General features: G+C 70.5%; 26 protein-coding genes. 13 read left to right on the forward strand and 13 right to left on the reverse strand.

All coding sequences use genetic code 11. The features are described 5' to 3' along the window. Positions 1-47 precede the first annotated feature (47 nt). Entirely contained in the window at positions 48-449 is a 402-nt protein-coding gene (locus ACK4TH_RS09230; protein ID WP_409625450.1) for an ABC transporter permease, read from the reverse strand. Continuing rightward, positions 446-1486, reverse strand: a complete 1041-nt coding sequence (locus tag ACK4TH_RS09235; RefSeq protein ID WP_409625453.1) for an efflux RND transporter periplasmic adaptor subunit — start codon at positions 1484-1486, stop codon at positions 446-448. Before ACK4TH_RS09235 ends, ACK4TH_RS09230 begins: the two co-directional genes overlap by 4 nt. Before the next feature lie 148 nt (positions 1487-1634). On the opposite strand from ACK4TH_RS09235, the gene ACK4TH_RS09240 reads away from it, so the two are divergent. Then, positions 1635-2831, forward strand: a complete 1197-nt coding sequence (locus ACK4TH_RS09240) for a phosphoglycerate kinase (protein ID WP_409625456.1) — start codon at positions 1635-1637, stop codon at positions 2829-2831. Here ACK4TH_RS09240 and ACK4TH_RS09245 read toward each other — a convergent pair. Continuing rightward, positions 2822-3082, reverse strand: a complete 261-nt coding sequence (locus ACK4TH_RS09245) for a DUF2061 domain-containing protein (protein WP_409625459.1) — start codon at positions 3080-3082, stop codon at positions 2822-2824. The genes ACK4TH_RS09240 and ACK4TH_RS09245 overlap by 10 nt on opposite strands. A 188-nt stretch (positions 3083-3270) precedes the next feature. After that, positions 3271-4158, reverse strand: a complete 888-nt coding sequence (locus tag ACK4TH_RS09250) for a CoA transferase (RefSeq protein ID WP_409625462.1) — start codon at positions 4156-4158, stop codon at positions 3271-3273. A gap of 166 nt (positions 4159-4324) precedes the next feature. On the opposite strand from ACK4TH_RS09250, the gene pyk reads away from it, so the two are divergent. Further along, positions 4325-5758, forward strand: coding sequence for a pyruvate kinase (gene pyk / locus ACK4TH_RS09255; RefSeq protein ID WP_409625465.1), 1434 nt, complete (start codon positions 4325-4327; stop codon positions 5756-5758). 7 nt (positions 5759-5765) lie between these two features. Here pyk and ACK4TH_RS09260 read toward each other — a convergent pair whose 3' ends face one another. Continuing rightward, on the reverse strand, positions 5766-7214 hold the full coding sequence (locus ACK4TH_RS09260) for a DUF294 nucleotidyltransferase-like domain-containing protein (RefSeq protein WP_409625539.1): 1449 nt from the start codon (positions 7212-7214) through the stop codon (positions 5766-5768). A gap of 163 nt (positions 7215-7377) precedes the next feature. Between ACK4TH_RS09260 and ACK4TH_RS09265 the strand changes: the two genes are divergently transcribed. The 8 genes from ACK4TH_RS09265 (at position 7378) to ACK4TH_RS09300 (ending at position 17444) form a co-directional block, all read left to right on the forward strand. Further along, positions 7378-7674, forward strand: a complete 297-nt coding sequence (locus tag ACK4TH_RS09265; RefSeq protein WP_409625468.1) for a hypothetical protein — start codon at positions 7378-7380, stop codon at positions 7672-7674. Continuing rightward, complete coding sequence (locus ACK4TH_RS09270; protein WP_409625471.1) at positions 7671-8246, forward strand: tetratricopeptide repeat protein; 576 nt, start codon at positions 7671-7673, stop codon at positions 8244-8246. Before ACK4TH_RS09265 ends, ACK4TH_RS09270 begins: the two co-directional genes overlap by 4 nt. A gap of 112 nt (positions 8247-8358) precedes the next feature. Continuing rightward, complete coding sequence (locus tag ACK4TH_RS09275) at positions 8359-8619, forward strand: DUF4212 domain-containing protein (protein ID WP_409625474.1); 261 nt, start codon at positions 8359-8361, stop codon at positions 8617-8619. A gap of 1 nt (position 8620) precedes the next feature. Beyond that, complete coding sequence (locus ACK4TH_RS09280; protein WP_409625477.1) at positions 8621-10741, forward strand: sodium:solute symporter family protein; 2121 nt, start codon at positions 8621-8623, stop codon at positions 10739-10741. A gap of 135 nt (positions 10742-10876) precedes the next feature. Continuing rightward, a complete protein-coding gene (gene pgi / locus ACK4TH_RS09285; RefSeq protein ID WP_409625480.1) occupies positions 10877-12511 on the forward strand; it encodes a glucose-6-phosphate isomerase in 1635 nt (544 codons plus the stop codon). Positions 12512-12554: 43 nt separating this feature from the next. Beyond that, positions 12555-15416, forward strand: coding sequence for a phosphoenolpyruvate carboxylase (gene ppc / locus ACK4TH_RS09290; RefSeq protein ID WP_409625542.1), 2862 nt, complete (start codon positions 12555-12557; stop codon positions 15414-15416). A gap of 53 nt (positions 15417-15469) precedes the next feature. Further along, on the forward strand, positions 15470-16534 hold the full coding sequence (gene fba / locus ACK4TH_RS09295; RefSeq protein WP_409625483.1) for a class II fructose-bisphosphate aldolase: 1065 nt from the start codon (positions 15470-15472) through the stop codon (positions 16532-16534). Between the two features lies 1 nt (position 16535). Beyond that, on the forward strand, positions 16536-17444 hold the full coding sequence (locus ACK4TH_RS09300; protein WP_409625486.1) for a phosphoribosylaminoimidazolesuccinocarboxamide synthase: 909 nt from the start codon (positions 16536-16538) through the stop codon (positions 17442-17444). On the opposite strand, the gene ACK4TH_RS09305 is transcribed toward ACK4TH_RS09300, so the two are convergent. The 5 genes from ACK4TH_RS09305 to trxA all read right to left on the reverse strand — a co-directional run bounded on the left by ACK4TH_RS09305 (position 17445) and on the right by trxA (position 21510). Further along, complete coding sequence (locus ACK4TH_RS09305) at positions 17445-18761, reverse strand: ATP-binding protein (RefSeq protein ID WP_409625489.1); 1317 nt, start codon at positions 18759-18761, stop codon at positions 17445-17447. It abuts the gene before it with no gap. Then, positions 18758-19492, reverse strand: coding sequence for a winged helix-turn-helix domain-containing protein (locus ACK4TH_RS09310; RefSeq protein ID WP_409625492.1), 735 nt, complete (start codon positions 19490-19492; stop codon positions 18758-18760). Before ACK4TH_RS09310 ends, ACK4TH_RS09305 begins: the two co-directional genes overlap by 4 nt. Positions 19493-19517: 25 nt before the next feature. Beyond that, a complete protein-coding gene (locus ACK4TH_RS09315; RefSeq protein ID WP_409625495.1) occupies positions 19518-20078 on the reverse strand; it encodes a Spy/CpxP family protein refolding chaperone in 561 nt (186 codons plus the stop codon). Positions 20079-20205: 127 nt separating this feature from the next. Then, positions 20206-20544, reverse strand: coding sequence for a 2Fe-2S iron-sulfur cluster-binding protein (locus ACK4TH_RS09320; RefSeq protein ID WP_409625497.1), 339 nt, complete (start codon positions 20542-20544; stop codon positions 20206-20208). Positions 20545-20559: 15 nt separating this feature from the next. Further along, positions 20560-21510, reverse strand: coding sequence for a thioredoxin (gene trxA, locus ACK4TH_RS09325; protein ID WP_409625500.1), 951 nt, complete (start codon positions 21508-21510; stop codon positions 20560-20562). A 51-nt stretch (positions 21511-21561) separates the two neighbouring features. Between trxA and purE the strand changes: the two genes are divergently transcribed. The 3 genes from purE to ACK4TH_RS09340 are packed head-to-tail and all read left to right on the forward strand — an operon-like array spanning position 21562 to position 24301. Next, positions 21562-22080: a 5-(carboxyamino)imidazole ribonucleotide mutase gene (gene purE / locus ACK4TH_RS09330; RefSeq protein WP_409625503.1), complete on the forward strand. Its 519-nt coding sequence runs from the start codon at positions 21562-21564 to the stop codon at positions 22078-22080. Then, complete coding sequence (locus ACK4TH_RS09335; RefSeq protein WP_409625506.1) at positions 22077-23288, forward strand: 5-(carboxyamino)imidazole ribonucleotide synthase; 1212 nt, start codon at positions 22077-22079, stop codon at positions 23286-23288. The genes purE and ACK4TH_RS09335 overlap by 4 nt, the downstream gene beginning before the upstream one ends. After that, positions 23285-24301, forward strand: coding sequence for an L-threonylcarbamoyladenylate synthase (locus ACK4TH_RS09340; protein WP_409625545.1), 1017 nt, complete (start codon positions 23285-23287; stop codon positions 24299-24301). Before ACK4TH_RS09335 ends, ACK4TH_RS09340 begins: the two co-directional genes overlap by 4 nt. 49 nt (positions 24302-24350) lie before the next feature. On the opposite strand, the gene ACK4TH_RS09345 is transcribed toward ACK4TH_RS09340, so the two are convergent. From ACK4TH_RS09345 to minD, 3 genes are read right to left on the reverse strand one after another with little or no spacing between them, the layout of a single operon-like run. After that, the gene (locus ACK4TH_RS09345) at positions 24351-24659 is read right to left on the reverse strand and encodes a SemiSWEET transporter (protein WP_409625509.1); all 309 of its coding nucleotides are present in this window, start codon (positions 24657-24659) and stop codon (positions 24351-24353) included. After that, entirely contained in the window at positions 24656-24919 is a 264-nt protein-coding gene (minE, locus tag ACK4TH_RS09350; protein ID WP_409625512.1) for a cell division topological specificity factor MinE, read from the reverse strand. The genes ACK4TH_RS09345 and minE overlap by 4 nt, the downstream gene beginning before the upstream one ends. A gap of 5 nt (positions 24920-24924) precedes the next feature. Continuing rightward, on the reverse strand, positions 24925-25737 hold the full coding sequence (minD, locus tag ACK4TH_RS09355) for a septum site-determining protein MinD (RefSeq protein ID WP_409625515.1): 813 nt from the start codon (positions 25735-25737) through the stop codon (positions 24925-24927). Between the last annotated feature and the right edge of the window lies 1 nt (position 25738).

Consider the following 25738-nt stretch of genomic DNA (forward strand, 5'->3'; position numbering starts at 1 on the left):
CACAAAATCTACAAGCTGCGTGAGGCACTGGCCACCCTGCGCGCGGACTACGACGCCATCGTCATCGACACGCCGCCCTGCTGCGCAACCCCCGGCCCCACCGCCAGCGCCGCGGCCGCCGCCACCCCCGGTACCGCGCGTACCGTGGCCAGCACGGCGGGGGCATCGGCCACGGTGGCTTCGCGCTGCGTGCGCTTGCGCACATCGGCCAGAGCGACCACGCCATCGGTCGACTCCCAGGCGCGCTGGTTGACGCGCTCGGCCGGCCGCAGCACCACATGCGCCTGGGCCGAGAGCGTGCGGTCGATGATGTTGGCCTGCAAGCCGTTGATGATGGCGGTGATGTAGACCACCACCGCCACGCCGACGGTGACGCCGCCGAGGATGAGCGCGGTCTGAAACCGCCCGTCACGCAGCAGCCGCCACGCCACCGTCCAGACGAACCTCATGGCCGGACCTCGACGCGCGCCCCCTCGGCCAGCGCCGGCGCCGGATCGATGACCACGGCGCCGGCCGACAGCCCCTGGCGCACGGGCAGCCAACCCTCGACTGCCGGGTCGGTCTCGACCGCCTGCCATCGCACACGCCCATCCACCACGACGGCGGCACGGCCATCGCGCAGCGCGGACAGTGGCAGCAGCAGGCGCGGCGTCGGTGCTCCGGTGATGATTTCCGCCGACACGGTCATGCCCGGCAACAGCCGCGAGGCGTCCTCGGTCGGGGTCAACTCCACCTCCAGCGTGCCGCGCGCGCCGTCCACCTGCGCGGCCAGACGCTGCACCCGCGCCGCGATGCGTTGATCGGGCCAGGCATCGGCCCGCACCGTGGCGGGCTGGCCCACCGCCAGCGCGCCCAGGTCGCGCTCGTCCAGATCCAACAGAATGCGGGGCGTGCCCGCCACTGCAAAACGCAGCAACGCCTTGCCGGGGATGACGCCATCGCCCACCTCCACCAGTCGCGCCAGCAGCACGCCATCGGCCGGCGCACGCACCGTCGCCTGGGCACGACGGGCGCGGGCCTGCAGAACCGCCGCCTCGGCCTGATCGAGCCGCCGGCGCGCGGCATCCCGGGCCCGGTCGGCCGCATCCAAGGCCGCCGCACTCAAAAACCCCTGGGCGTGCAGCTCGCGCTGGCGCTGCCACTGGCGCTCGGCCTCGGTCCATTGCCCGCGGGCGTCCTGGCGCTGCGCCTCGGCCTGGACCAGCGCGGCCTGCCATTCGTCGGCCTCCAGCGCCACCAGCACCGTCGCCGCGCGCACCGCCGTGCCCTCGGCCACCGGGGTGGCGACGACACGGCCAGTCAGGGTGCTGGCCAGCGTCGTCTCGCGGGCGGGAGCCACGCGGCCCGTCGCCACCACCGAGGTTTGCACCGGCCGCTCGGCCAGGGTGAGGGTGCGCACGGGCGCGGGCCGCTGCGCCCACAGCACCGCCCCCGACACCAGCGCCACCGCCGCGCCCGCCAGCCACCACCGGATTCGTCCTGCCATGCCTGCGATTGTGCCCGCTGCGCGCTCGTCGCGCGGCCGACGGGGGATGACAGGGGCATGCGGATTCTTACAATCCCCCTGCCGTATCCCGACCGGCGAACGACCGCGGCCGAGCCGCGGCAATGTCTTCACCCCCTCCGGAGCCGACATGCAATTCCTCCGCTTCTCCGATCTGTGCGCGCGTGGCGAGGTGCGCGGCAAGCGCGTCTTCATCCGCGCCGATCTCAACGTCCCGCAGGACGACGACGGCCGCATCACCGAGGACACGCGCATCCGCGCCTCGGTACCCGCAATCCAGATGGCCCTGGACGCCGGCGCGGCGGTCATGGTGACGTCGCACCTGGGGCGGCCGACCGAGGGCGAGCCGCGCCCCGAAGACACGCTGGCGCCGGTGGCCCAGCGCCTGGGTGAGCTGCTGGGCCGGCCAGTGCCGCTCATCAGGGACTGGGTGGACGGGGGCTTTGCGGTCGCGCCGGGCGAGGTGGTGCTGCTGGAAAACTGCCGCCTCAACAAAGGCGAGAAGAAAAACAGCCCCGAACTCGCCGCTAAGCTGGGCAAGCTGTGCGACATCTTCGTGCACGACGCCTTCGGCACCGCCCACCGGGCCGAAGCCACCACCTACGGCATCGCCGAAACCGCGCCCATCGCCTGCGCCGGCCCCCTGTTGGCCGCCGAGATGGACGCGATCAGCCGCGCGCTGGAAAACCCCCGCCGCCCGCTGGTGGCGATCGTCGGCGGCTCCAAGGTCAGCACCAAGCTCTCCATCCTCAAGACGCTGGCCACCAAGGTGGATCAACTGATCGTCGGGGGCGGCATCGCCAACACCTTCCTGCTCGCAGCGGGCAAGCGCATTGGCGACTCGCTGGCCGAGCCCGAGATGGTGCGCGAAGCCCAGCAGGTGATGGATCTGATGAAGGCGCGCGGCGCCGAGGTGCCGCTGCCGGTGGACGTGGTGGTGGCCGACGAGGTCTCGTCGCTGGCGCGCGCCAACCGCGTGTCGGTGGACGAGGTCGGCCCGCACGACCGCATTCTGGACATCGGCCCCAAGAGCGCGGCACGACTGGCCGAGATCATCGCGCACGCCGGCACCATCGTCTGGAACGGGCCGCTGGGCGTGTTCGAGTACGACCAGTTCGCCGGCGGCACCAAGATGCTGGCCTCGGCCATCGCACATTCGGATGCCTTCTCCATCGCCGGCGGCGGCGATACGCTGGCGGCGATCGCCAAATTCCACATCACGGACCGCGTGGGCTACATCTCCACCGGCGGCGGCGCCTTCCTGGAGGTGCTGGAAGGCAAGACGCTGCCGGCCTTCGAGGTGCTTCAGCGCCGCGCTCAGGGCTGAGCGGCGGCGAGTGCGTGCGGGGGCGCTTCGGCAGCGGGCCGTCGCGCCACGCGCGCCCACGCACGCTCGTGGAAAAAATACGCCACCGCCTGCACGGTCGGCTCCAACAGGCTCAGCGTCAGCGCGGCCAGCCAGCTGCCGGTGACGGCGTAGGCGACCGCCATCGCCACCGTGACGTGCATCACGTAGTAGGTGGCGGTCTTCATCAGCGCCAGGCGGTGGGTGTGGGCGATGCGACGCAGGCGGGCCATGGTGTGCTCCTGTTGACTAGGCTGGCTTCCATGGTAGGGGCGAAGCGAAATAAAGGCAATCGATAATGTTTATTCGATAGATTGCTTTGCGCCCGCGGCCAGAACGCGAGAAAGGCGAGGCCATCGCGCGAATCAAGCCTCTGGCCACCTGAACGCCTCGATGAGCCCCCTGCCGCACCATTGATCGATCACACCCCCAGCGTCACCCACGGCAGATCATGCGCGCGCGCCAGCGCGTCCAGCTCGGCGCGCGATCGGGTGGTGAACCACGCCGCCAGCGCGGCGGCGGTGGCGGGCTCGAGGCACTGCGCCGGCGTCAGCGGGCCCAGGCCCGCGACCTCGCCCAGCCGGCGCGCGAAGTGGGGCTCCAGCGCCGCCACCGCGACGCGGCCGTCGGCGCAGCGGTAGACGCGGTAGCCGGCGTGGGCGCCGCCCAGCAGCCCACCGGGGGCGGTCAGGCCCCAGGCGCGCGGCAGCGCCAGCCACGCGGCGGCGTCGGCCAGCGCCACGTCGCGCACCGCGCCGCGGCCGGTGGTGGCACGCTGCAGCAGCGCGGCCAGCACCGCCTCGCTGGCCAGCAGGGCGCCGGCCATGTCGGCCAGCAGGCTGGGCGGTGGATCCAGACCCTCCAGCAGCCCGGCCTCGGCCTGGTAGGTGAGGTCGTGGCCGGCCTCCTCGGCGCGCGCGCCGGGCGCCCCGACGATGCGCACGACGCACAGACGCGGGTGGCGCGCCTGCAGCGCGGTGGCGTCCAACCCCAGCTTGGCCAGGGCGGAGGGGCGAAACGACGTCAGCAGCACGTCCGCCCGGGCGAGCAGGCGTTGCAGGCGGCGCTGGCCGTCCGTATCCTTCAGATCCAGCGCGACGGTGCGCACGCCGCGGTGCATCTGCGCGTAGGCGGCCTCGCAGTAGGCGCGCATCGGGTCACCGGCGGGCGGTTCGACCTTGGTGCAGCGCGCGCCGAGCGCGCGCAGGCGCACGAGCGCCGCCGGGCCGGGCAGGTTGAGGGCCAGGCTGACGACATGGGCGCCGGCCAGCGGCCGGTCGGCGTTGGGGGAGCGACGCGCGGGGAACATGGCGGGACTCTAGCAAAGCCGCGCGCGACGGCCACAGGACGGCTGCGGCACCCCGACCTCCCCCGGCCGTACCGCGGCCGCACGACCGTACTACGATAGGCGGGTCCGGTGCCCGTGCGGCACGCCCGCGCCCGGCGCCCTTGCCCCATCCCAGCCAGGAGACCCCATGCCACTGCGCGCCACCAAGATCGTCGCCACCCTGGGCCCCGCCAGCGACACGCCCGAAATGCTGGAAGCGATGGTGCGCGCCGGCGTGGACGTGGTGCGGCTCAACTTCTCGCACGGCACGGCCGACGACCACCGTCGCCGCGCCGCCGCCGTGCGCGAGGCCGCCGCGCGCGTCGGCAAGGAGGTGGCCGTGATGGCCGACCTGCAGGGGCCCAAGATCCGGGTCGGCAAGTTCGCGCACGGCAGGGTGACGCTGGCGGAAGGCGCCGCCTTCACGCTGGATGCCGCGCGCACCGAGCCGGGCGACGAGCACGCGGTGGGGCTGGATTACAAGGAGCTGCCGCGCGACGTGGTGCCGGGCGACGTGCTGCTGCTCAACGACGGGTTGATCGAGCTGCGCGTCGAGCGCGTGGAGGGCGCGGCGGTGCACACGCGCGTGGTGACGGGCGGCGAGCTGTCCAACCACAAGGGGATCAACAAGCGCGGCGGAGGCCTGACCGCCCCGGCGCTGACGCCGAAGGACATGGCCGACATCGCTACCGCGATGGCGCTGCAGGCCGACTACGTGGCGGTGAGCTTTCCGAAGAACGCCGACGACATGCGGCTGGCGCGGCGGCTGTGCGAGGAGGCCGCGCGCGACGGCCACCGCCCGGGCCTGATCGCCAAGATCGAGCGCGCCGAGGCCATCCCCGAGCTGGAGGCGATCCTGCAGGCCAGCGACGGCATCATGGTGGCGCGCGGCGACCTGGCGGTGGAGGTCGGCAACGCCGCCGTGCCGGCGCTGCAAAAGCGCATGATCGCCCTGGCACGCGAGCACGACCGGCTGGTCATCACCGCCACGCAGATGATGGAGAGCATGATCCACGCGCCGATCCCGACGCGCGCCGAGGTCAGCGACGTGGCCAACGCGGTGCTGGACGGCACGGATGCCGTGATGCTCAGCGCCGAGACCGCCGCCGGCAAATACCCGCTGCAGACGGTGCAGGAGATGGCGCGCATCTGCGTCGCGGCCGAGCAGGCGTATCACGACGCGCTGGACCACGACTTCGTCGGCAAGACGTTCGCGCGCATCGACCAGTCGATCGCGCTGGGGGCGCTGTTCATCGCTTCGCACCTGCAGGCGCGCGCCCTCATCGCGTTGACCGAATCCGGCTCCACCCCGCTGTGGATGAGCCGCCACACGGTGGACATCCCGATCTACGCGATCACGCCGCGGCTGACCACGGCGCGGCGGCTGGCGCTGTACCGCAACGTGCACGCGCTGCGCATCACCGGGGGCAGCGCCGACCGCGACACCGCCCTCATGCAGGCGGAGCAGCAGCTCAAGGCGCGCGGCCGGCTGCAGCCGGGCGACCGCTACGTCATCACCGCGGGCGAACCGATGGGCACCCCGGGCGGCACCAATATGCTCAAGGTCGGGCAGGTGGACTGATGCCGCGTCAGCGCAGATAGTCCAATTGCAGCCGCTGCTGCAGCGTCTTGATGGCGCGCAGCGAAGCCTTGAGCACGCGCTCGTCCACCGGGTTGAGGGTGTTGAGGTCGATGCGGTTGGGCTGCTGCGGATCGGCCGCGGGATCGCTCTGGCGAGTCAGGCGCAGGGTCTGCAAAAAATCGAACGCGGCGACCCAACCCTCCACCTCGGGCGCGGGGGCCCCCATGGCCCGTCCCGCGGTCAGCAGGCGATCGCGCGTGCCGATGGCGGGTAGCCCCTGGGCCAGCGCCAGGATGCGCGCCCCCTCCACCAGCAACGCGGTGCCCTGCAGCTTGAGGTCGAACCACAGGTGCGGCCCGTCGCGCCGCCCCTCGATGCCCCCAAACCAGTTGAGCGCGACCGGATGCTCCAGATGCACCTGCACCAACTGGCGGATGAAGCGCGGGGTGGCGCGCGTGCGCGCGAGCACCGCGGCGCGCAGCGCATCGAGCCAGTCGGCGCGCCCGGCCACCGCGCGCAGATCGAAAAACACGGACGCCTGCAGCAGCTCCTGCGGTCCGCCGGCGTCGATCCAGCGGGCAAACCGCTGGCCCCATTCGGCCGCGGTCAGGCAGCACGGTGGGTTGCCGGCCATGACGCCGCCCGTGCACAAGGGGTAGCCGCAGGCGTCCAGCGCCTCGTTGACGCGACGCGCGAAGGCCAGCCAGCGCGGGCGGTCGGCATCCGGGTCGTCGCTGGCAAACACCAAGGCATTGTCCTGGTCGGTGGCCAGCGTTTGTTCCCCCCGGCCCTCCGAGCCCAGCGCCACCCAGCACATGGCGTCGGCCGACAGGCCCGCTGCCCGCAGCTCCATGGCCACCAGCCCCTCGGTGAGCTGGTCGTTGAGGCGCGAAATCAGCGCCGTCAACTGCCGCGCCTGCACACCCTGCGCCATCAGGTGGCGGGCATAGGCGCGGATGTCGGCCGCCACCCGCTGGAAATCGGCCAGCGTGCGTGCGTGCGCGATGGCGCTGCCCAGGTGTTTGATCGACAACCGCTGCAGCGCGAACAGATCGCGCTCGGAAACGACGTTGACCAGGCGGTCGTCCTGCAGGACCGGCACATGGCGGATGCGCCGCGTGGCCATCAGCATCATGGCGTCGTGCGTCGTATCGTGCACCTGCAAAGTGGCCACCGGCTGCGTCATCACGGTGGCGACCGGGACGGCCAAGTCGGTGCCCGCCAGCGCGATGCGCTCCAGCACGTCGTGGCGGGTCAAGATGCCCGCCAGGCCGCCCTGCGCGTCCAGCAGCAGGACCGAGCCGACGCCGCGCTCGCTCATGGTCTGCAGCGCGTCGCGCACCGAGGCGTCGGCCGGCAGGGTGACCGGCTCGCGCCGCGGCAAGTCACCCAGCCGGGTTTCCAGCGCCATGGACGGGTAGGCCCGCAAAACCTGTGTCCATTCGTCCTGTTCCATCGTGTCCAAGCGCATCCTCCGGTTGGTGGGGGCTTGGGGGTCGCCGCCTCGACAACCCCAGCATTGGTAAGGTCATTGTCAGGATTTTCCCTGATCGCCCCGTTTTGTAAGGGTTTGGTAAGTCAATGCGAGTGACCATCGCGCCACATTCGTCCATCTTGCCATGCTGTTCTGGCTCAACGCGGCTCAACTGGTCCTGTACATCGGACTGCTCGCCCTGCTCGGTCAGGGCGTGCTGTACATCATCGCCGGTGCGCGGCGCGAGAGCAACTTCGTCTACCAACTGTTCCAGGTGCTCAACAAGCCCTGGGTAGGCGCGGCGCGCTGGATCGCCCCGCGGCAAGTGGCCGAGCAGCATGTGCCGGTCGTGGCCTTTTGCGTCATGGCGGCGCTGTATCTGGCGGTCACGCTGGGCAAGATCGAGTACTGCATCGGCGTGGGTATGGAGGCGTGCCGATGAATCCAAACGAGCGCGCCGTGCAGTGGGCGCTGTGGCGGGCCCGCTGGTTCATCTGGTGGGGGCGCGAGGCGCGCGCGCTGGCCATCGTCGAAGCGGCGCTCGCCGCCCATCCCGAGCAGCCGACGCTGCTGGCCTTTCAGGCCCATCTGCTGGCGCAGTTGGGCCGCCCGCGCGAGGCGCTGGCGGTGCTCGACCGGCTGGTGCAGGTGGCGCCACAGCAGGCGGCGCACTGGTACAACCGCGCCTTCCTGCAAGAGCAGCTCGGCCTGCCGGATGCGGCCGAGCGCAGTTTTCGCCAAGCCCTGCAGCTGGACGAGCGACTCGACCAGGCATGGTACGGGCTGGGGCTGGTGCTCATCCGCCTGGGCCGTCTGGACGAGGCCCTGGCCGCGCTGCGGCGCAACACCGAATTGCAACCCATGAGTCCGTATGCCTGGTACCAGATGGCGCGGATTCATGTCGACCGCGCGGAGCCCGAGGAGGCGGCGAAGATCATTCGCCACCTGCGCGGGTTCGAACCCGGTGTCGCCGCTCGGCTCGAGCGCGAAACCGGACTCGGCACCGCCGGTTGAGGATCGGGACGCGTCCCGGTTGCAATCGCCGCCGGTCCGCCGGCGGTGGGGTCCGCAGGGGGCGGGCCTCCATGCCCGTCCGCAGCCCCTAGACCGAGAGGAGACAACTTCCATGCAACTGACGGAATCGCAACAGCGATACTGGCAGAAAAACCTGCGCATCACAGGGATTCTGCTGGCGATCTGGTTCGTGGTGACGTTCGTCGTCGGGTACTTTGCCCGCGACCTGAGCTTCACCTTCTTCGGCTGGCCGTTCAGCTTCTGGGTGGGCGCGCAGGGTGCGCTGGTGATCTACGTGCTGATCATCGGTTTTTATGCCCGGTACATGAACCAACTCGACATCGAGCACGGTGTCGCCGAGCAGGAGGACTGACATGGCCGGACTCGCACCCGAAACCGCTGGCGGTGTCTTCAGCGCCGGCAGCAACGCCGCTTTCCGCAAGCAACTCAACAAGGTCTACGCCTGGTACACGGGCGGCTTCTTCGTGTTCGTGGTCACGCTCGCGATCCTCGAGCAGTTCGGACTGCCCAAGGCGTGGGTGGGCTACATCTTTTTGTTCGCCACGGTGATGCTCTACGCCGGCATCGGCATCATGAGCCGCACCAACGACGCCGCCGAGTATTACGTCGCCGGCCGGCGCGTGCCGGCGATCTACAACGGCATGGCCACCGGCGCGGACTGGATGTCGGCCGCGTCCTTCATCGGCATGGCCGGCACGCTCTACCTGACCGGCTACGGTGGCCTGGCCTTCATCATGGGCTGGACCGGGGGCTACTGCCTGGTGGCGCTGTTCCTCGCGCCCTACTTGCGCAAGTTCGGCCAGTTCACCATCCCCGACTTCCTCGGGGCGCGCTACGAGGGCAACATCGCGCGGCTGGTCGGCATCATCATCGCCATCTTCTGCTCGTTCGTGTACGTGGTCGCGCAGATCTACGGCGTCGGCCTGATCACCACGCGCCTGACCGGCGTGGACTTCTCGATCGGCATCTTCCTGGGGCTGGCGGGCATTCTGGTGTGCTCGTTCCTGGGCGGCATGCGCGCGGTAACGTGGACCCAGGTGGCGCAGTACATCATTCTGATCATCGCTTACATGATCCCGGTGGTGTGGCTGTCGGTGAAGCAGACCGGCGTGCCGATCCCGCAGTTGGTGTACGGCTACCAGTTGCAAAAGGTCACGGAGCGGGAAAAGCAGCTCATCGACGACCCGAAGGAAAAGGAAGTCATCGCCGCCTTCCAGGCCCAGGCGGCCGCGCTGGGCGAAAAGCTCAAGGACGTGCCGGCCGCGCTGGCCGCCGACCGCGCCGCGGCCCAGAAGAAGCTGGAGGACCTGCGCGCCGCCAACGCCCCGGCGGACCAAATCGCCGCAGCCGAGAAAGCCCTGGCCAGCCTGCCCAAGGACGAAGCCGCCGCCAAGGACGCCTGGACCAAAGCCAAGGCCGCGGCCGAGGCGCGCGCCAAGCCGCTGGCGGGCATGCCGCGCCATGCGCAGCAGTTCGCCGGTGACCCCAACGGCGACGAAAAGGCCCAAAAAACCTTCGACGAGTCACGGCGCAACTTCCTGGCGCTGGTGTTCTGCCTGATGGTGGGTACGGCCGCGTTGCCGCACATCCTGATGCGCTACTACACCACCCCGTCGGTGAAAGAGGCGCGGCAGTCGGTGACCTGGTCGCTGTTCTTCATCTTCCTGCTCTACTTCACCGCGCCGGCGCTGGCGGTGCTGGTCAAGTACGAGGTGTTCTCGGTGCTGGTGGGCACGCCGTTCGACAAGTTGCCGGCCTGGATCGCCAACTGGGCCAAAGTCGATCCAGGGCTGCTGTCGGTGACCGACGTCAACAAGGACGGCATCTTCCAGCTCGGTGAGATGCGCATCGGCGGCGACATCATCGTGCTGGCCACGCCGGAGATCGCGGGCCTGCCCTACGTCGTGTCGGGCATGGTGGCCGCAGGCGGTCTGGCCGCGGCGCTGTCCACCGCCGACGGCCTGCTGCTGACCATCGCCAACGCGCTGTCGCACGACCTGTACTACAAGATGATGGACCCCAACGCCCCGACCTCGCGCCGGGTGATGATCTCCAAGGTCCTGCTGCTGGTCGTGGCCTTGATGGCCGCCTATGTGGCCGCACAAAAGCCCGCGGACATCCTGTTCCTGGTCTCGGCCGCGTTCTCGCTGGCGGCGGCGGGCTTCTTCCCGGCGCTGACGCTGGGCATCTTCTGGAAACGGGCCACCAAGTGGGGGGCGATCCTGGGCATGATCGCCGGCTTTGGCATCACCTTCTATTACATGGCGGTCAACCAACCCTGGCTGCGGGGCGTGTTCGGCGTCACCGACCCCGTTCAGCTCTGGTGGGGCATTCAGCCGATTTCGGCCGGTATCTTTGGCGTGCCAGTGGGCTTTGCGGTGATCATCATCGTCAGCCTGCTGACGCCCGCGCCCCAGCGCAACATTCAGGAACTGGTGGAGCACGTGCGCTACCCCAACCTGGCGCGGGCCTGATCGGGCCACCTGTCGCCAAACAGCCCACCGGTGCGCCGGTGGGCTTTTTGTTGCCGCACACCAAGGCGGGGTATCCCGGCCCGGGCCGTATGATCACGGATGGTCCGCTCCCCGCCCTGGCCCATGCACGCCTCGATGCCTTTGCCTCATCCCGCCACCGCCCCCGTCGGCACGTCCCACAGCGTGCACCGGCCCGCGTGTCTGCCCGCCTGGGGCCGGCTGCAGGCCCTGGCGGCCGCTCCCCAGTCGCCCTTGCGGGAGCGGTTGGCCGCAGCGAATGGGGCGCGCAGCGCGGCGCTGCGCTTCGACGCCGCCGGGTTGCGGCTGGATGCCACGCGACAGGCCGTGGACCTGTCCATCTGGCAGGCCCTGCTGGCGCTGGCGCGCGAAGCGGACGTGGCCGGACAGGCCGACGCCCTGCGGCGCGGCGAAGCCGTCAACGCCACCGAAGGGCGTGCCGCCCTGCACCCGGCCCTGCGGGGCGACGACGACCCGGCCGCTCCCTGGGGGGCGGCGATCAGCGCCGCCGTGCGCGACGAGCGGGAGCGTTTTCTGGCCGCGGCCGAGCGGGTGCGCAGCGGGGCGTGGCGTGGGCACCGCGGGCTGCCTATCCGCACGGTGGTCAACCTGGGCATCGGCGGCTCGGACCTGGGGCCGCGCATGGCCACCACAGCGCTGGCCGCCCTGGCCACGCCGGCGGTGGCGGTGCGCTATGTGCCCAATGCCGACGCCTGGACACTGCATGACACGCTGCGCGACCTGAACCCGCACGACACCCTGTTCGTCGTGCAGAGCAAGAGCTTCACCACCCCCGAAACCCGCCTGATGGCGGACACCGCCCGCCGCTGGCTGGCCGATGCCGGGCTGGAGCCGCACGCCCAGGCCGCGCATTTGGTGGCCGTGACGGCGCGGCCCGATCTGGCCCGGGCGCAGGGGTTCGACCCCGCGCACACCTTCGTATTCTGGGACTGGGTGGGTGGCCGCTATTCGGTCTGGTCGGCGATCGGCTTTCCGCTCGCGGTGGCCATCGGGGCGGCGTCGTTTCGGCAATTGCTGGCGGGGGCCCGGGCGATGGACGAACACTTCTGGCACGCGCCGCCGGAGCGCAACCTGCCTCTGGCGCTGGCGCTGCTGTCGGTGTGGAACCGCGACTTTTTGCGCTGTCCCACGCACTTGGTGGCGGTATATGCCGAGCGGCTGCGCCACTTCGTCCCCTATCTGCAACAACTGGCGATGGAGTCCAACGGCAAGCGCGTGCACCGGGATGGCACCGTATGCGCCGTCGGTACCGAAGCGATCGTCTGGGGCGGCATCGGGCTGGAGGGTCAGCACGCCTATTTCCAGCTCGTGCACCAGGGCCGCCACCGGGTGCCGGTGGACTTCATCGGCATCGAGGCCGAGGACACGCCACTGCCCCTGGCCGAGCGGCACCACCGCCTCGTGCGCGACAATCTGCTCGCGCAGGCGCAGGCCTTGGCGCTGGGCCGCGACGAGGCGCAAACCCGCGCGCAACTGCTGGCCGAGGGGTTGGATGCCGCGACCGCGCAAACGCTCGCCCCGCACCGCACCTTCCCCGGCGACGTGCCCAGCAACGTGCTGTGGCTGCCACGACTGGAACCGCACGCGCTGGGCGCGCTGATGGCCGCCTACGAGCACAAAATCTTTTGCGAAGCCGCGATCTGGGACATCCACGCCTACGACCAATGGGGCGTGGAGCTGGGCAAAACGCTGCTGCGCACCGTGGGGCGCGACGACGACGCCCCGGTCTGACTCCTGTCTTTTCGCTTTCTTCGCCTTGACGTTTTCTCTGCCCATGGCCACGCCCCGCCGCGACCCGCCCCTCACCCCCTCGGCCGACGCCGCCGGCCGCGCCGCGATCCCGCCCAAAGACCAACCGCTGGTGGACGACATCCGGCTGCTGGGCCGACTGCTCGGCGACGTCATCCGCGAGCACGAGGGCGAGGCCACCTTCGCCCTGATCGAGCGCATCCGCCAGCTCTCGGTGACATTTCGCCGCCACGCCGACCCACGCGCCGACCGCGAACTGCAGCGCGTGCTGCATGCCCTGACCGATGGCCAGGCGGTCAGCGTGATCCGCGCCTTCACCTTCTTCAGCCACCTGGCCAATCTGGCCGAGGATCGGCACCACATCCGCCGGCGCGAGGTGCACGAGCGCGCCGGCCATGTGCAACCCGGCAGCCTGGCACACACCTGGCAGCGCCTGCGCCGCGCCGGGGTGGACGCGCAAACCATCGCCGACACCCTGCGCCATGCCCTGCTGTCACCGGTGCTGACCGCGCATCCGACCGAAGTGCAGCGCGCCAGCATCCGCGAGGCCGAGGGCGACATCGCCCGGCTGCTGACGCAGCGCGACGCCATCCGGGCGCGCGCCCTGGCGGCAGGCAGCCGGCGCGGCGACCGCGTCAGCGAGCGCGAGCTGGCCGCCAACGAAGGGCTGCTGCGCGCGCGCATCACCCAACTCTGGCACACGCGGCTGCTGCGCTACACCCGGCTGACCGTGGCGGACGAGATCAACAACGCCCTCGCCTATTACGAACGCACCTTCGTGCCCGAGGTGCCACGGCTGTACGCCGACATCGAAGGCGCACTGGGTGGCATCCCGGTGGCACCGTTCTTGCGGCTGGGCCAGTGGACCGGGGGCGACCGCGATGGCAACCCCAACGTGGACGCCGACACGCTGGCGCTGGCGCTGCAGCGCCAGGCGGATCTGATCCTGCGCCACTACCTGCGCGAGGTGCATGCGCTTGGCGCGGAACTGTCTCTGTCCGCCATGCTGTTGCCGGCCCCGGCCGCCCTGCAGGTCTTGGCCGACGCCTCGCCCGACACCAGCGAGCACCGCCGCGACGAGCCCTACCGGCGCGCGCTGGTCGGTCTGTATGCACGGCTGGCGGCGACGCTGCAAGCGCTCAGCGGCGGCGAGGCGGCGCGCCACGCGGTCCCGCCGCAGCACCCCTACCCCGACGCGGCAGCCTTCCTGGCGGATCTGCGCGTGATCGAGGCCGCACTGGTCGAGCAGGGCTGCGCGGCCCTGACGGAGCCGCGCCTCAAACCGCTGATCCGGGCGGTGGAGGTGTTTGGCTTTCACTTGGCGACGCTGGACCTGCGCCAAAGCTCGGACCAGCACGAGCTGGCCGTCGCCGAGCTGCTGGCGCAGGCGCGGGTGGCGCCGGACTATGCCGCGCTCGACGAGGCGGCGCGCCGGCGTCTGCTGCTGCATGTGCTGGCCGATCCGCGGCCGCTGCGCCTGCCCGACGCCCCTTACAGCGCCGTCACGCAGCGCGAGCTGGCGATCTTTCGTGCCGCGCGCGATGCGCGCCGGCGCTACGGGGCGGCGGCCATCCGGCACGCCATCATCAGCCACACGGAGTCGGTGAGCGACTTGCTGGAAGTGCTGGTGCTGCAAAAGGAAGCCGGCCTGCTGCACGGGCATTGGGGGGAGGATGCGCGCGCCGAGCTGATCGTCGTGCCGCTGTTCGAAACCATCGAAGACCTGCACCAGGCCCCGACCATCATGGCCGAGTACTACGCGCTGCCCGGCGTGGCCGCGCTGGTGCACGCCGGCGGCCCGCTGGAGTACGGCGAGCAAGACATCATGCTCGGCTATTCCGACAGCAACAAGGACGGCGGCATCTTCACCAGCAACTGGTCGCTCTACCAGGCCGAGGTGGCGCTGGCAGCGCTGTTCGATCGCCTGGCGGCCGAAAGCGGTCGCCCGGTGCGGCTGCGCCTGTTCCACGGCCGCGGCGGCACGGTCGGCCGCGGCGGCGGCCCGAGCTACGAGGCCATCCTGGCCCAGCCTGCCGGCACGGTGCGCGGCCAGATCCGGCTGACCGAGCAGGGCGAGGTGATCGGCTCCAAATACGCCAACCCCGACATCGGCCGGCGCAACCTGGAGACGCTGGTCGCCGCCACCCTGGAAGCGACCCTGCTGCCCCCCCGGCGGCCAGTGCCGGCACGCTTTCTGCAGGCGGCCGAGGCGCTGTCGCGCGCCAGCCAGGCGGCCTACCGCGCGCTGGTCTACGAGACGCCGGGCTTTACCGACTACTTTTTCCACGCCACGCCGATTCGGGAGATCGCCGAGCTCAACATCGGCTCGCGGCCCGCGTCGCGCAAAGCCACGCAGCGCATCGAGGACCTGCGCGCCATTCCCTGGAGCTTCAGCTGGGGCCAGTGCCGCCTGACGCTGCCCGGATGGTACGGGCTGGGCAGCGGCGTGGCCGCATTGGAGGCGGACCTGGGCCGCGACGCTGCACATGCTTTGCTGCGCGACATGCACGCCCGCTGGCCGTTCTTCGCCGCGCTGCTGAGCAACATCGATATGGTGCTGGCCAAGAGCGATCTGGCCCTCGGCGCCCTCTACGCCGAACTGGTGCCCGATGCGCGCCTGCGCCGGCGCATCCTCGGCGCCATCGAGGCCGAGTGGCACCGCACCCACGCGGCCCTGGAGGCCATCACCGGCCACGCGCAGCGGCTGGCCAACAACGCGGCGCTGGCGCGCTCGATCGCGCACCGCTTCCCCTACATCGACCCGCTGCACCACCTGCAGGTCGAGCTGATCCGCCGCTACCGCGCCGGCAACCAGGAGGAGAAGGTCAAACGCGGCATCCACCTGTCGATCAACGGCATCGCCGCCGGCCTGCGCAACACCGGCTGAAGCCCCGCCGGTACAATCGCCGGCCGTTCCAACACACCCTGTGGGAGACCCCGATGGCGCTCGTTTCCATGCGCGAACTGCTCGACCACGCGGCCGAGCACGGCTATGGCATTCCGGCCTTCAACGTCAACAACCTGGAGCAGGTGCAGGCGGTCATGTCGGCGGCCGACGAGGTCGGCGCCCCGGTCATCCTGCAGGCCTCGGCGGGCGCGCGCAAGTACGCGGGCGAGTCTTTCATCCGCCACCTGATCCAGGGCGCGGTCGAGGCTTGGCCGCACATCCCCGTGGCCATGCACCAGGACCACGGCCAAAGCCCTGCGGTGTGCGAGAGCGCCATCCGCCTCGGCTTCACATCCGTGATGATGGACGGCTCGTTGCGCGAGGACGGCAAGACCCCCGCCCCCTACGACTACAACGTGGACGTGACCCGCCGCGTGGTGGAGATGGCACACCGCCTGGGCGTCACGGTCGAGGGCGAGCTGGGCTGCCTGGGCTCGCTGGAGACCGGCATGGCGGGCGAGGAAGACGGCATCGGCGCCGAGGGCGTGCTCGACCACTCGGCGCTGCTCACCGACCCCGAGGAGGCGGCCGAGTTCGTCAAAGCCACCCAGCTCGATGCGTTGGCGATTGCCATCGGCACCAGCCATGGCGCCTACAAGTTCACCCGCAAGCCGACGGGCGACATCCTGGCCATCAGCCGCGTCAAAGAGATCCACGCCCGCATCCCCAACACCCATCTGGTCATGCACGGCTCGTCCAGCGTGCCGCAAGAGCTGCTGGAACAGATCCGGCAGTACGGCGGCGCCATGAAGGAGACGTACGGCGTGCCGGTGGAAGAAATCCAGGAAGCGATCAAGCACGGGGTGCGCAAGGTCAACATCGACACCGACATCCGCCTGGCCATGACGGCCGCGGTGCGCAAGTTCCTGCACGAGAACCCGGACAAGTTCGATGCGCGCGAATGGCTCAAACCGGCACGCGAGGCGGCCAAGCAGGTGTGCAAGCAGCGCTATGTGCAGTTTGGCTGCGAAGGCATGGCCGGCAAGATCAAGGGCCTGCCGCTGTCGGTGATGGCCGAGCGCTATGCCCGCGGCGAGCTGGCACAGGTGGTGCGCTGACATGGTCGCCGCGCTGCACACCTCGCACCTGACGTCCCTGCCGCTGCTGGCGCGCGGCAAGGTGCGCGACAACTACGCCGTGGGCGACGACCGCATCCTGATGGTGGCCACCGACCGCATCAGCGCGTTCGACGTCATCATGGGCGAGCCCATCCCCGGCAAGGGCGAGTTGCTCACGACGCTGAGCCTGTTCTGGTTCGACAAACTGGGGCCCAAGGGGGCCAACCTCTGCCCCATTCACCTGACGGGCGAGGACCCGCAAAGCGTGGTGACCCCCGAGGAGCGCGAGCAGGTGCGCGGCCGCTCGATGCTGGTCAAGCGGCTGCGGCCGATCCCCGTCGAAGCGGTGGTGCGCGGCTATCTGGCCGGCAGCGGCTGGAAGGAGTACCAGCAGACGCAATCGGTGTGCGGCGTACCCCTGCCCCCGGGCCTGCGCAACGCCAGCCGCCTGCCGCAGCCGATCTTCACGCCGGCGGCCAAAGCCGCCGTCGGTGAGCACGACGAAAACATCACCTTCGACGAAATGGCCGCACGCATCGGCCACGACTTGGCCGAGCGCATCCGCGATATTTCCATCCGCCTGTACCAGGCCGCGAGCGACTATGCGGCCAGCAAAGGCATCCTGATTGCCGACACCAAGTTCGAGTTTGGGCTGGATGCGGATGGCACGCTGACGCTGATGGACGAGGTGCTGACGCCCGATTCGTCGCGTTACTGGCCCGCCGAATCCTACGCGGAAGGCAGCAACCCCCCGAGCTTTGACAAGCAGTACCTGCGCGACTGGCTGGAAAGCGCCCGGGTGGACGGCCGGCCGTGGAACAAAACGCCGCCAGCGCCTCGTCTGCCCAAGGAAGTGATCGAACAGACCGCGGCCAAGTATCGCGAGGCGCTGACACGGCTGATCGGCTGATCAGACCTGCGGCAGCCGCACCACGAAGCAGCTGCCGCCGCCGTCGCGCGGCTCGCACCGCGCCTCCCCGCCGTGGCGCTGTGCGATCTGGCGCACCAGACTCAAGCCCAAACCGACGCCGCCGGCATGCTCGGCGTGCCCGGGCAGGCGATAAAAGGGCTCGAAGATGCGCTCGCGCTGATCGGCCGGCACGCCAGGTCCGCGGTCGCACACGCGCAGCTCGGCCGCCTCACCCGAACGCACCACCTGCACGCTGGGCGGCTGCTCCGGGGCGTAGCGGCGGGCGTTTTCCAACAGATTGCGCACGGCCCGGCGCAGCAGGCGCTCGTCGCCGGGCACCACCAGCGGCTCGCCCTCCACTTCCGCACCGAGCGGCGCGGCCTCTTCCGCCGCCAGCCCGAGCAAATCCACCGGAGCGCGCTCCCAGTCTGGCGCGGCCTGCAAGCGGCTGGCCAGCAGCACCTCGTCCACCAGCGCATCCAGCTCGCGGATGTTGCGCTCGATTTCGGCACGGCGGGCGGCGCGCGCCTCGGGGGGGTCGGTGTCCCACAGCGACAGCGCCATGCGCAGCCGCGCCAGCGGCGAGCGCAATTCGTGCGAGGCATTGGCCAGCAGCGACTGGTGCGAGCGCACCAGACTCTCGATGCGCTCGGCCGCGCGGTTGAAACTGGCCGCCAAGGCCGCCACCTCGTCGCGCCCGTCCACCACCACGCGGTGGCTGAGCTGGCCATCGCCGAACGCCTGCACACCGCGACGCAGCGCCTCCAGGCGGCGCGTCAGCCGACGCACCACGGGGTAAGCGCCGGCGGCGACCGCGGCGAACAGCACCACCAGCGCGGCCGCCAGCCCCCCGCCGCCCAGCCACCACGGAGGCTCCCGGGGCACGCTCGGGCCATGCAGGGCTCCCAGAGGGCCGACGGCGGGGCCCCGCCCCTCGGGCCGGGGGGGGCGCAGCACCCACAGCGTCCGTCCGTCGGCCAGTGCCAGGCGAATGCGCCGCCCGCCGTGACCCGCCCAACGCTCGAAGGCGGCGCTGGCGGCCAGCGGCTGCCCGGCGGCGTCGTCCAGCGCCAGCGGCACGCGCAGACGTTGCGACCAGTCCTCCAGCGCGGCGGCTTGTTCGGCGACCGGAGCCGAAGGCGGCGGCAGCACCTCCTGCGCCAGTTCGGCCCAGCCGGCCAGCCGCTCGCTCCAGGCAGCACGGTCCAGCGCGCGCACCTGATCCATGTTGCGCTGGAACAGCCAGCCCGACAGCAGGGCAAACAGCAGCAGCACCGCCACCACCGTCAGGTAGATGCGCAGGTAGAGCGTTTTCACGGGGCAGGCTCCCCGTCGCCCGCCGGCTGGCGCGCCAACAAGTAGCCGGCCCCGCGCACGGTCAGGATGCGGCGGGGCTGCTTGGGGTCGTCCTCGATCGCGGCGCGGATGCGCGAGATGTGCACATCGATCGAGCGGTCGTAGGCCTCCTGCGGATGGCCTTTGAGGGCGTCCATGATCTGGTCGCGCGACAGCACCCGCCCGGCGTGCCGCGCCAGCACCGCCAGCAACTGGAACTGGTACGCCGTCAGCTCGCACACGCGTCCGTCCAGCCGCACCGCGTGCGCGGCCAGATCGACCTCCAGCCGGCCAAAGCGCAGCACCTCGGCTGCACCGGCTGCTGGCGGCGTCGCCCCGGCGCGGCGCAGCAGGGCGCGCAAGCGCGCGAGCAACTCCCGCGGCTCGAACGGCTTGGGTAGGTAGTCATCCGCCCCCAGTTCCAGCCCGATGATGCGGTCGGTCGGCTCACCGCGCGCCGTCAGCATCAGGATGGGCAGGTGCCGTGTGTCGGGCCGGGCGCGCAGATCGCGACACAAGTCCAGGCCATCGCCGTCGGGCAGCATCAGATCCAACACCAGTGCATCGGGCGGCGGCAGCCCGGGCCCCAGGCGCTGCCGGGCCACGTTCAGCGAGGCCGCCGCCTCCACCTGCCAGCCCGCTTGCCGCAGATAGTCGCCCACCATTGCGGTCAACCGCAGGTCGTCATCGATGAGCAGAATGCGGGCCGCCATACCACTCGGGGGAGTCGTTCGGGGATCAACCCTTGTCACCGCCGCGCGGGGCGAACGGGCCCCCGTGCCGGTGGGTGCCGCGGCGGTCCATGCTTTGGGCAAGCCGTTGGCGCTGCTCGGGCGTCAGCACCCGGGCCGCCTCCAGCATCGCTTGCTGCATGCGGGCGCTCAGCCGTTCGTGCAGGGCGAGGGCGCGCTGGCGCAGCGCCTCGATCGCAGCCTCGTCCAGCGTGGACTGGGCCCACAGGCGCCGGCGCTCCTCGTGCAACGCACGGACCTCGTCGCGCAGGGGCCGCAGGTCCTGCGCCGCGGCCTGCGCAATGCGGCGGATGTCGTCGCGCTGCGCGGGTTGTAGGCGCAGATGCTGGGTCATACGGTCCAGCCAGCGGTCCAGGCGGGCGGGATCGTCGGCAATCGGTCCGGCCAGAACCGGCCCCATGCCCCCGGCCATGGGGGCTCCCATGGGCCCGTGCCCGGCGCGGGGGGCATGGGCCCAGACCAGCGGGGTGGCCGCTGCGGAGACGGCCAGCAACGCGCCCAGCAGCAGCGGGCGCCAACGGATGGAAACAGCAACGGTCGCGGACATGGGACACTCCTTTCCTTGCATCGAAGGGGACGGCGGATCGCCATCTACGGTGCCCATGGTCCCGTCCCCGCGTAAAGGGCGCTTGGTCCGCGCGTAAAGAATTGTGAAACCCGCGCCAACGCAGCCGTCAGTACTGCCGCGCGGGCAGCTCCACGGTCAAGCCGTTCAGCTCAGGGGTCAGCCGGATCTGGCAGCTCAGGCGGCTGTTGGCGCGGCGCTCGTCCGCCGTGTAGTCCAGCAGGGTGTCCTCATCAGCGGACGGGGGCGGCAACCGCGCGAGCCACGGCTCGGTGACAAAGACGTGGCAGGTGGCGCAGGTCAGACTGCCGCCGCAGTCGGCGGCGATGCCATCGATGCCCGCATCCACCGCCGCCTTCATCAGGCTGCGGCCATCGGCCGGCACCTCGACCTCGCGGTCCTGCACGGGCCCCTGGGGGCCAGGGGTGACGAAGCGCACGGTGATCATGGCGTCCCCAGCGGCTCAGTTGAGGGCCATGCTGAGCTTGCGCCGGTAACGCGAGACCAGCTCGGCCTGCGGGTCTTCGGCCGCTGCGGCATGCCCAGCGATTTCCAGACCGGCCGCAGACTTGGGCGCGGCCCCGGCATCGCGCGGCGGCGGCGTCAGCAGCTCCAGCAGCGCCACATAGGTCTTGCGCGGCACCTCATCGCCCCATTTCTTGTCGCGCATGATGATTTCGGCCAGCTCGTCCATCGCCGCGGTCCAGTCGCCCTGCGCGATCAGCACGCGCGCCTTGGCCAGGCGCGTCTCGAAGTCGCGCCGGTTGGCAGCGATCAGCTCATCGAACTTCTCCAGCGGCCACTGGCCACGCGGGTCGTGGCGCGCGAATTCCAGCGCGTCGATCCAGTGCCGCAGCGCCTCGAAGCGCAGCGGCAGCGGCAGCTTGCCCAGGGCCGGCGCCAGCGCCGCCGAGGCCTCCTCCAGCCGGCCACTTTCCACCAGCAGGCGCACCAGGTCGTAGCGCGCGTCGTCGTTGTCGGGGTCGTGCGCCAGCGCTTCGCGCAAGCGCTGCAGCGCGGCCTCGGTATCGCCGCTGGCGGCGGCCTGCAGCGCCTCCTGTACGTCGGCCTGCGCCTCCAGCTGCTCCGGCGTGGGGAGGTTGCGGTCGAGGAAGGCCTTGATCTGCCCTTCCGGCAGCGCCCCCATGAAACCATCCACCGGCTGCCCACCGACGAACAGAATACAGGTCGGAATGCTGCGGATCTGGAAATAGCCGGCGAGCTGCTGCTCGTCCTCGGTGTTGACCTTGGCCAGCTTGAAGCGGCCCGCATAGGCCTGCTCCACCTTCTCCAGAATGGGGCCGAGAACTTTGCAGGGGCCGCACCACGGCGCCCAGAAATCCACCAGCACCGGCGTGGTCAGCGAGGCCTCGAGTACCTCGGCCTGGAAATTGGCAAGCGTGACGTCGATCATGTCGGCAGCGTCCGATTCTCTAGAATGACGGGATTTTCCCCCGGGGTCGCCATGTCCAGCAGCAACGTCCAGGTCGGTGTCGTCATGGGGTCCAGCAGCGACTGGGACACCATGCAGCACGCGGCTGCCATTTTCCAACAGTTCGGCGTCGCGTTCGAGGCGCGGGTCGTCTCGGCCCACCGCATGCCGGACGACATGTTCGCCTATGCCGAGGCGGCCGAGGGCCGCGGGCTGCAGGCCATCGTCGCGGGCGCGGGCGGCGCGGCGCACCTGCCCGGCATGCTGGCCGCCAAGACGACCGTTCCCGTGCTGGGTGTGCCGGTGCCCAGTCGCCATTTGCAGGGGGTCGATTCGCTGCACTCCATCGTGCAGATGCCCAAGGGCATTCCCGTGGCCACCTTTGCCATCGGTGGCGCGGGCGCCGCCAACGCTGCCCTGTTCGCAGTGGCGATGCTGGCCCGTCACGATGCGGCCCTGCGCGAGCGGTTGCACGCCTTCCGAGCCGAGCAAACCGCCATGGCGCGGGCCATGACCCTGCCCGTGCAAGCGAGCACGGAGAGCAAGGCATGAGTGCCGCCCCGATCCTGCCTGGCCCCGTGGCGGGCGGCGGCCGACTGGCCACCCTGGGCGTGATGGGCGGTGGCCAGCTCGGTCGCATGTTCGTCCACGCGGCGCAGGCCCTGGGCTACCAGACCGCCGTGCTGGACCCGGATGCGACGAGCCCGGCCGGCCGTGTCAGCGACTACCATGTCGCCACGGCCTACGACGACGAACAGGGGCTGGCGCAACTGATGCAGCGCTGCGAGGCCATTACCACCGAGTTCGAGAACGTGCCTGCCGGGGCGCTGGCCACCCTGGCCGCGCAACGGCCGGTGGCGCCGGGGCCCCAGGCCGTCGCCGTGGCGCAGGACCGCATTGCCGAGAAGGCACACTTCGCCGCCTGCGCCCGCGCCGGCGGCGTGGGTCCGGCGCCGCATGCCGCCATCGTGTCGCCAGCCGATCTGGCTGCCGTGCCCGACGCCTTGCTGCCCGGCATCCTGAAAACCGCCCGCCTGGGCTACGACGGCAAGGGCCAGGTGCGCGTGGCCGACCGCGCCGCACTGGCCACCGCCTGGGCGCAACTGGGCCGCGTGCCGTGCGTGCTGGAGCAACACCTGGCGCTGCGCGACGAGCTGTCGGTCATCGTCGCGCGCGGGGCCGACGGGGCGCTGGTGCATTTTCCCGTCCAGCGCAACCTGCACCGCGACGGCATCCTGGCCGTCACCGAGGTGCTCCCAGGCCGCGTTTCGCCGGCGCTGGCCGAGCAGGCCATCGGCGCCACCTGCGCCATCGCCGCGCAGCTGCGCTATGTGGGTGTGCTGTGTGTGGAGTTTTTTGTCGTCGACGACGGCAGCGCCGATGGGGCGCTGGTGGTCAACGAAATGGCGCCGCGCCCGCACAACAGCGGCCACTACACCATCGACGCCTGCGACGTGTCGCAATTCGAACTGCAGGTGCGCACCCTGGCCGGTTTGCCGCTGCCCACGCCCCGGCAGCACAGCGCGGCCATCATGCTCAACCTGTTGGGCGATCTGTGGTGGCGCGACGGCCAGCCCGTGACCCCGGACTGGGCCGGCGTGCTGGCGTTGCCTGGAACGCACCTGCACCTGTATGGCAAACACGACGCGCGGCCTGGGCGCAAAATGGGTCATCTGACGATCACAGCCGCCACGGCCGAGGCTGCGCAACAGACCGCACGGGCCGCGGCCGAACGGCTGGGCATCGCGCCATGGCGCTGATTCGCGACGCGCGTGGCCCGCAAGCCACCGAGGTCTTGGAAGATGCGGTGCAGCGGCTGCGCGCCGGCACCCTGGTGGCCATGCCGACCGAAACGGTGTACGGCCTGGCCGCGGACGCTGACCGGCCCGAGGCGGTGGCGCGCATCTTCGCCGCCAAGGGGCGGCCGAGCGACCATCCGCTGATCGTGCACATCGCCGGGGCGACGCCGGCCGAGCGCGCCGAGGCCCTTACGCACTACACCGCGGCGGTGCCCCGGTTTGCACAACGGCTGATGGATGCCTTTTGGCCTGGGCCCATGACCGTGATCCTGCCCCGCCGCGTTGGTGTGGCGGAGGCCGCCGCAGGGGGCCAAACGTCCATCGGGCTGCGCTGTCCGGCCCATCCCGTGGCGCAGGCCCTGCTGCAGGCGGCGCGCGGCGCAGGCATCTGGGGGCTGGCGGCCCCCAGCGCCAACCGTTTCGGGCGCGTCAGCCCCACCTGTGCCGCCCATGTGCAGGCCGAGCTGGGCGCGCTGGACGATGCAGCGCTGCTGATTCTGGACGGCGGCGACTGCCCGGTGGGCATCGAATCCACCATTCTCGACTGCACACGCGAGCAGCCGGTTCTGCTGCGCCCGGGCATGCTGGGCCGCGCCGAGCTGGAAGCCGCCGCCGGCGTCCCGGTGGCCGACCGCGACGCCGCGGCACCGCGCGCCTCGGGCACGCTCGCCTCGCACTACGCGCCCCAGGCCCGCGTGCGGCTGATGGATGCCACCGAGCTGCAAACCGCGCTGGACCTGCTCGGCGCACAGGCGCGGGACCTGGCCATCTACCACCGCAGCCCGCTGCGTACGGTCAGTCCGCATGTGCGGCTGCAGCGCATGCCCGACAAGGCCGCCGCCTGCGCGCGCGAGCTGTTCGCCGTTTTGCGCGCGCTGGACGATGGCACGACCCGCCTGATTTGGGTGGAACGCCCGCCTGCCGACCCGGCCTGGGACGGTATCCGCGACCGGCTGCAGCGCGCCGCCGCCTGACCTCGAGCGGCATGCCACCCGGCCCGCGCCGGGCATGGGGTCGGCTTGCTCACCGTGGACGTTCAGCCTCTGCTGCGGGTGCTGCCGCCGGACCACGGCGATAGCACAAGCACATGGCAAGGATCATCAGCGCCAGCGTCAGCGTAATCGCGTTGGCGACGATGATCGGCCACGCGCCGAGCAGGATGCCGTAGACCAGCCACAGCGCCACGCCGAAGGCAAAGATCGCGTACATTCCGATCGAGATGCCCGCCGCGTCGCGCGTACGCCACGTGCGCCAAGCCTGCGGCACGAAGCTCGCGGTCGTCAGAATCGCCGCCAGCGTGCCGATCGCCTCGGTCCAGCCAGCCGGGATCACGGCCGCGTCTCGGGCAGCTCGATCTTGACCTCGAGCACCTCCAGGTTGTCGTGGCGTTCCAGGTTGACGCGAATGTCGTCGGGGTTGATGGCGATGTATTTGCCGATCACGGCGACCAGATCGCGCTGCAGGGCCGGCAGATAATCGGGCTCGGACGCATTGCGACCGGCACGTTCATGCGCCAGAATGATTTGCAGCCGCTCCTTGGCGACGGTGGCGGTCTTTTTCTTCTCGCCCAGCAAAAAGGACAGGAAGGACACGGCGCTCACCTCCCGAACAGGCGCTTGAAGAAGCTGGGCTTTTCGGCCTCGATGAAGCGCAGCGGCTTGTCGTGACCCAGGAAGCGGTCGATCACATCCTTGTACGCCTCGGACACGTCGGTGCCCTGGAGATGGATGGCGGGCACGCCTTGATTCGAAGCCTGCAGCACCGCCTCGCTCTCGGGGATGACGCCGATCAGCGGAATGCGCAAAATGTCCTGGATATCCTGCAGCGACAGCATCTGACCATCCTGCACGCGGTTGGGGTTGTAGCGCGTGATCAGCAGATGCTCCTTGACCGGCTCGCGTCCTTCGATGGCACGCCGGGTCTTGGAGCTGAGCATGCCCAGAATGCGGTCCGAATCGCGCACCGACGACACCTCGGGGTTGGTGACGACCAGCGCTTCGTCGGCATAGTGCATCGCCATGAGCGCGCCCGTTTCGATGCCGGCAGGCGAATCGCACACGATGTAATCGAAACCCATGCCCGCCAGGTCGTTGAGCACGCGCTCCACGCCCTCTTGCTTGAGGGCCTCTTTGTCGCGGGTCTGGCTGGCGGCCAGCACGTAGAGCTGATCGACCTGCTTGTCCTTGATCAGGGCCTGGTTGAGGTTGGCCTCGCCGTGGATGACGTTGACGAAGTCGTAGACCACGCGGCGCTCGCAGCCCATGATGAGGTCGAGGTTGCGCAGACCGACGTCGAAATCGATCACCACCGTCTTGTGCCCCTTGAGAGCCAGCCCGGTGGCAAACGATGCGCTGGTCGTGGTCTTGCCCACGCCGCCCTTGCCGGAGGTGACGACGACGATTTTGGCCATG

This window comes from Tepidimonas sp., assembly GCF_046292505.1.
Classification (GTDB): Bacteria; Pseudomonadota; Gammaproteobacteria; order Burkholderiales; family Burkholderiaceae_C; genus Tepidimonas.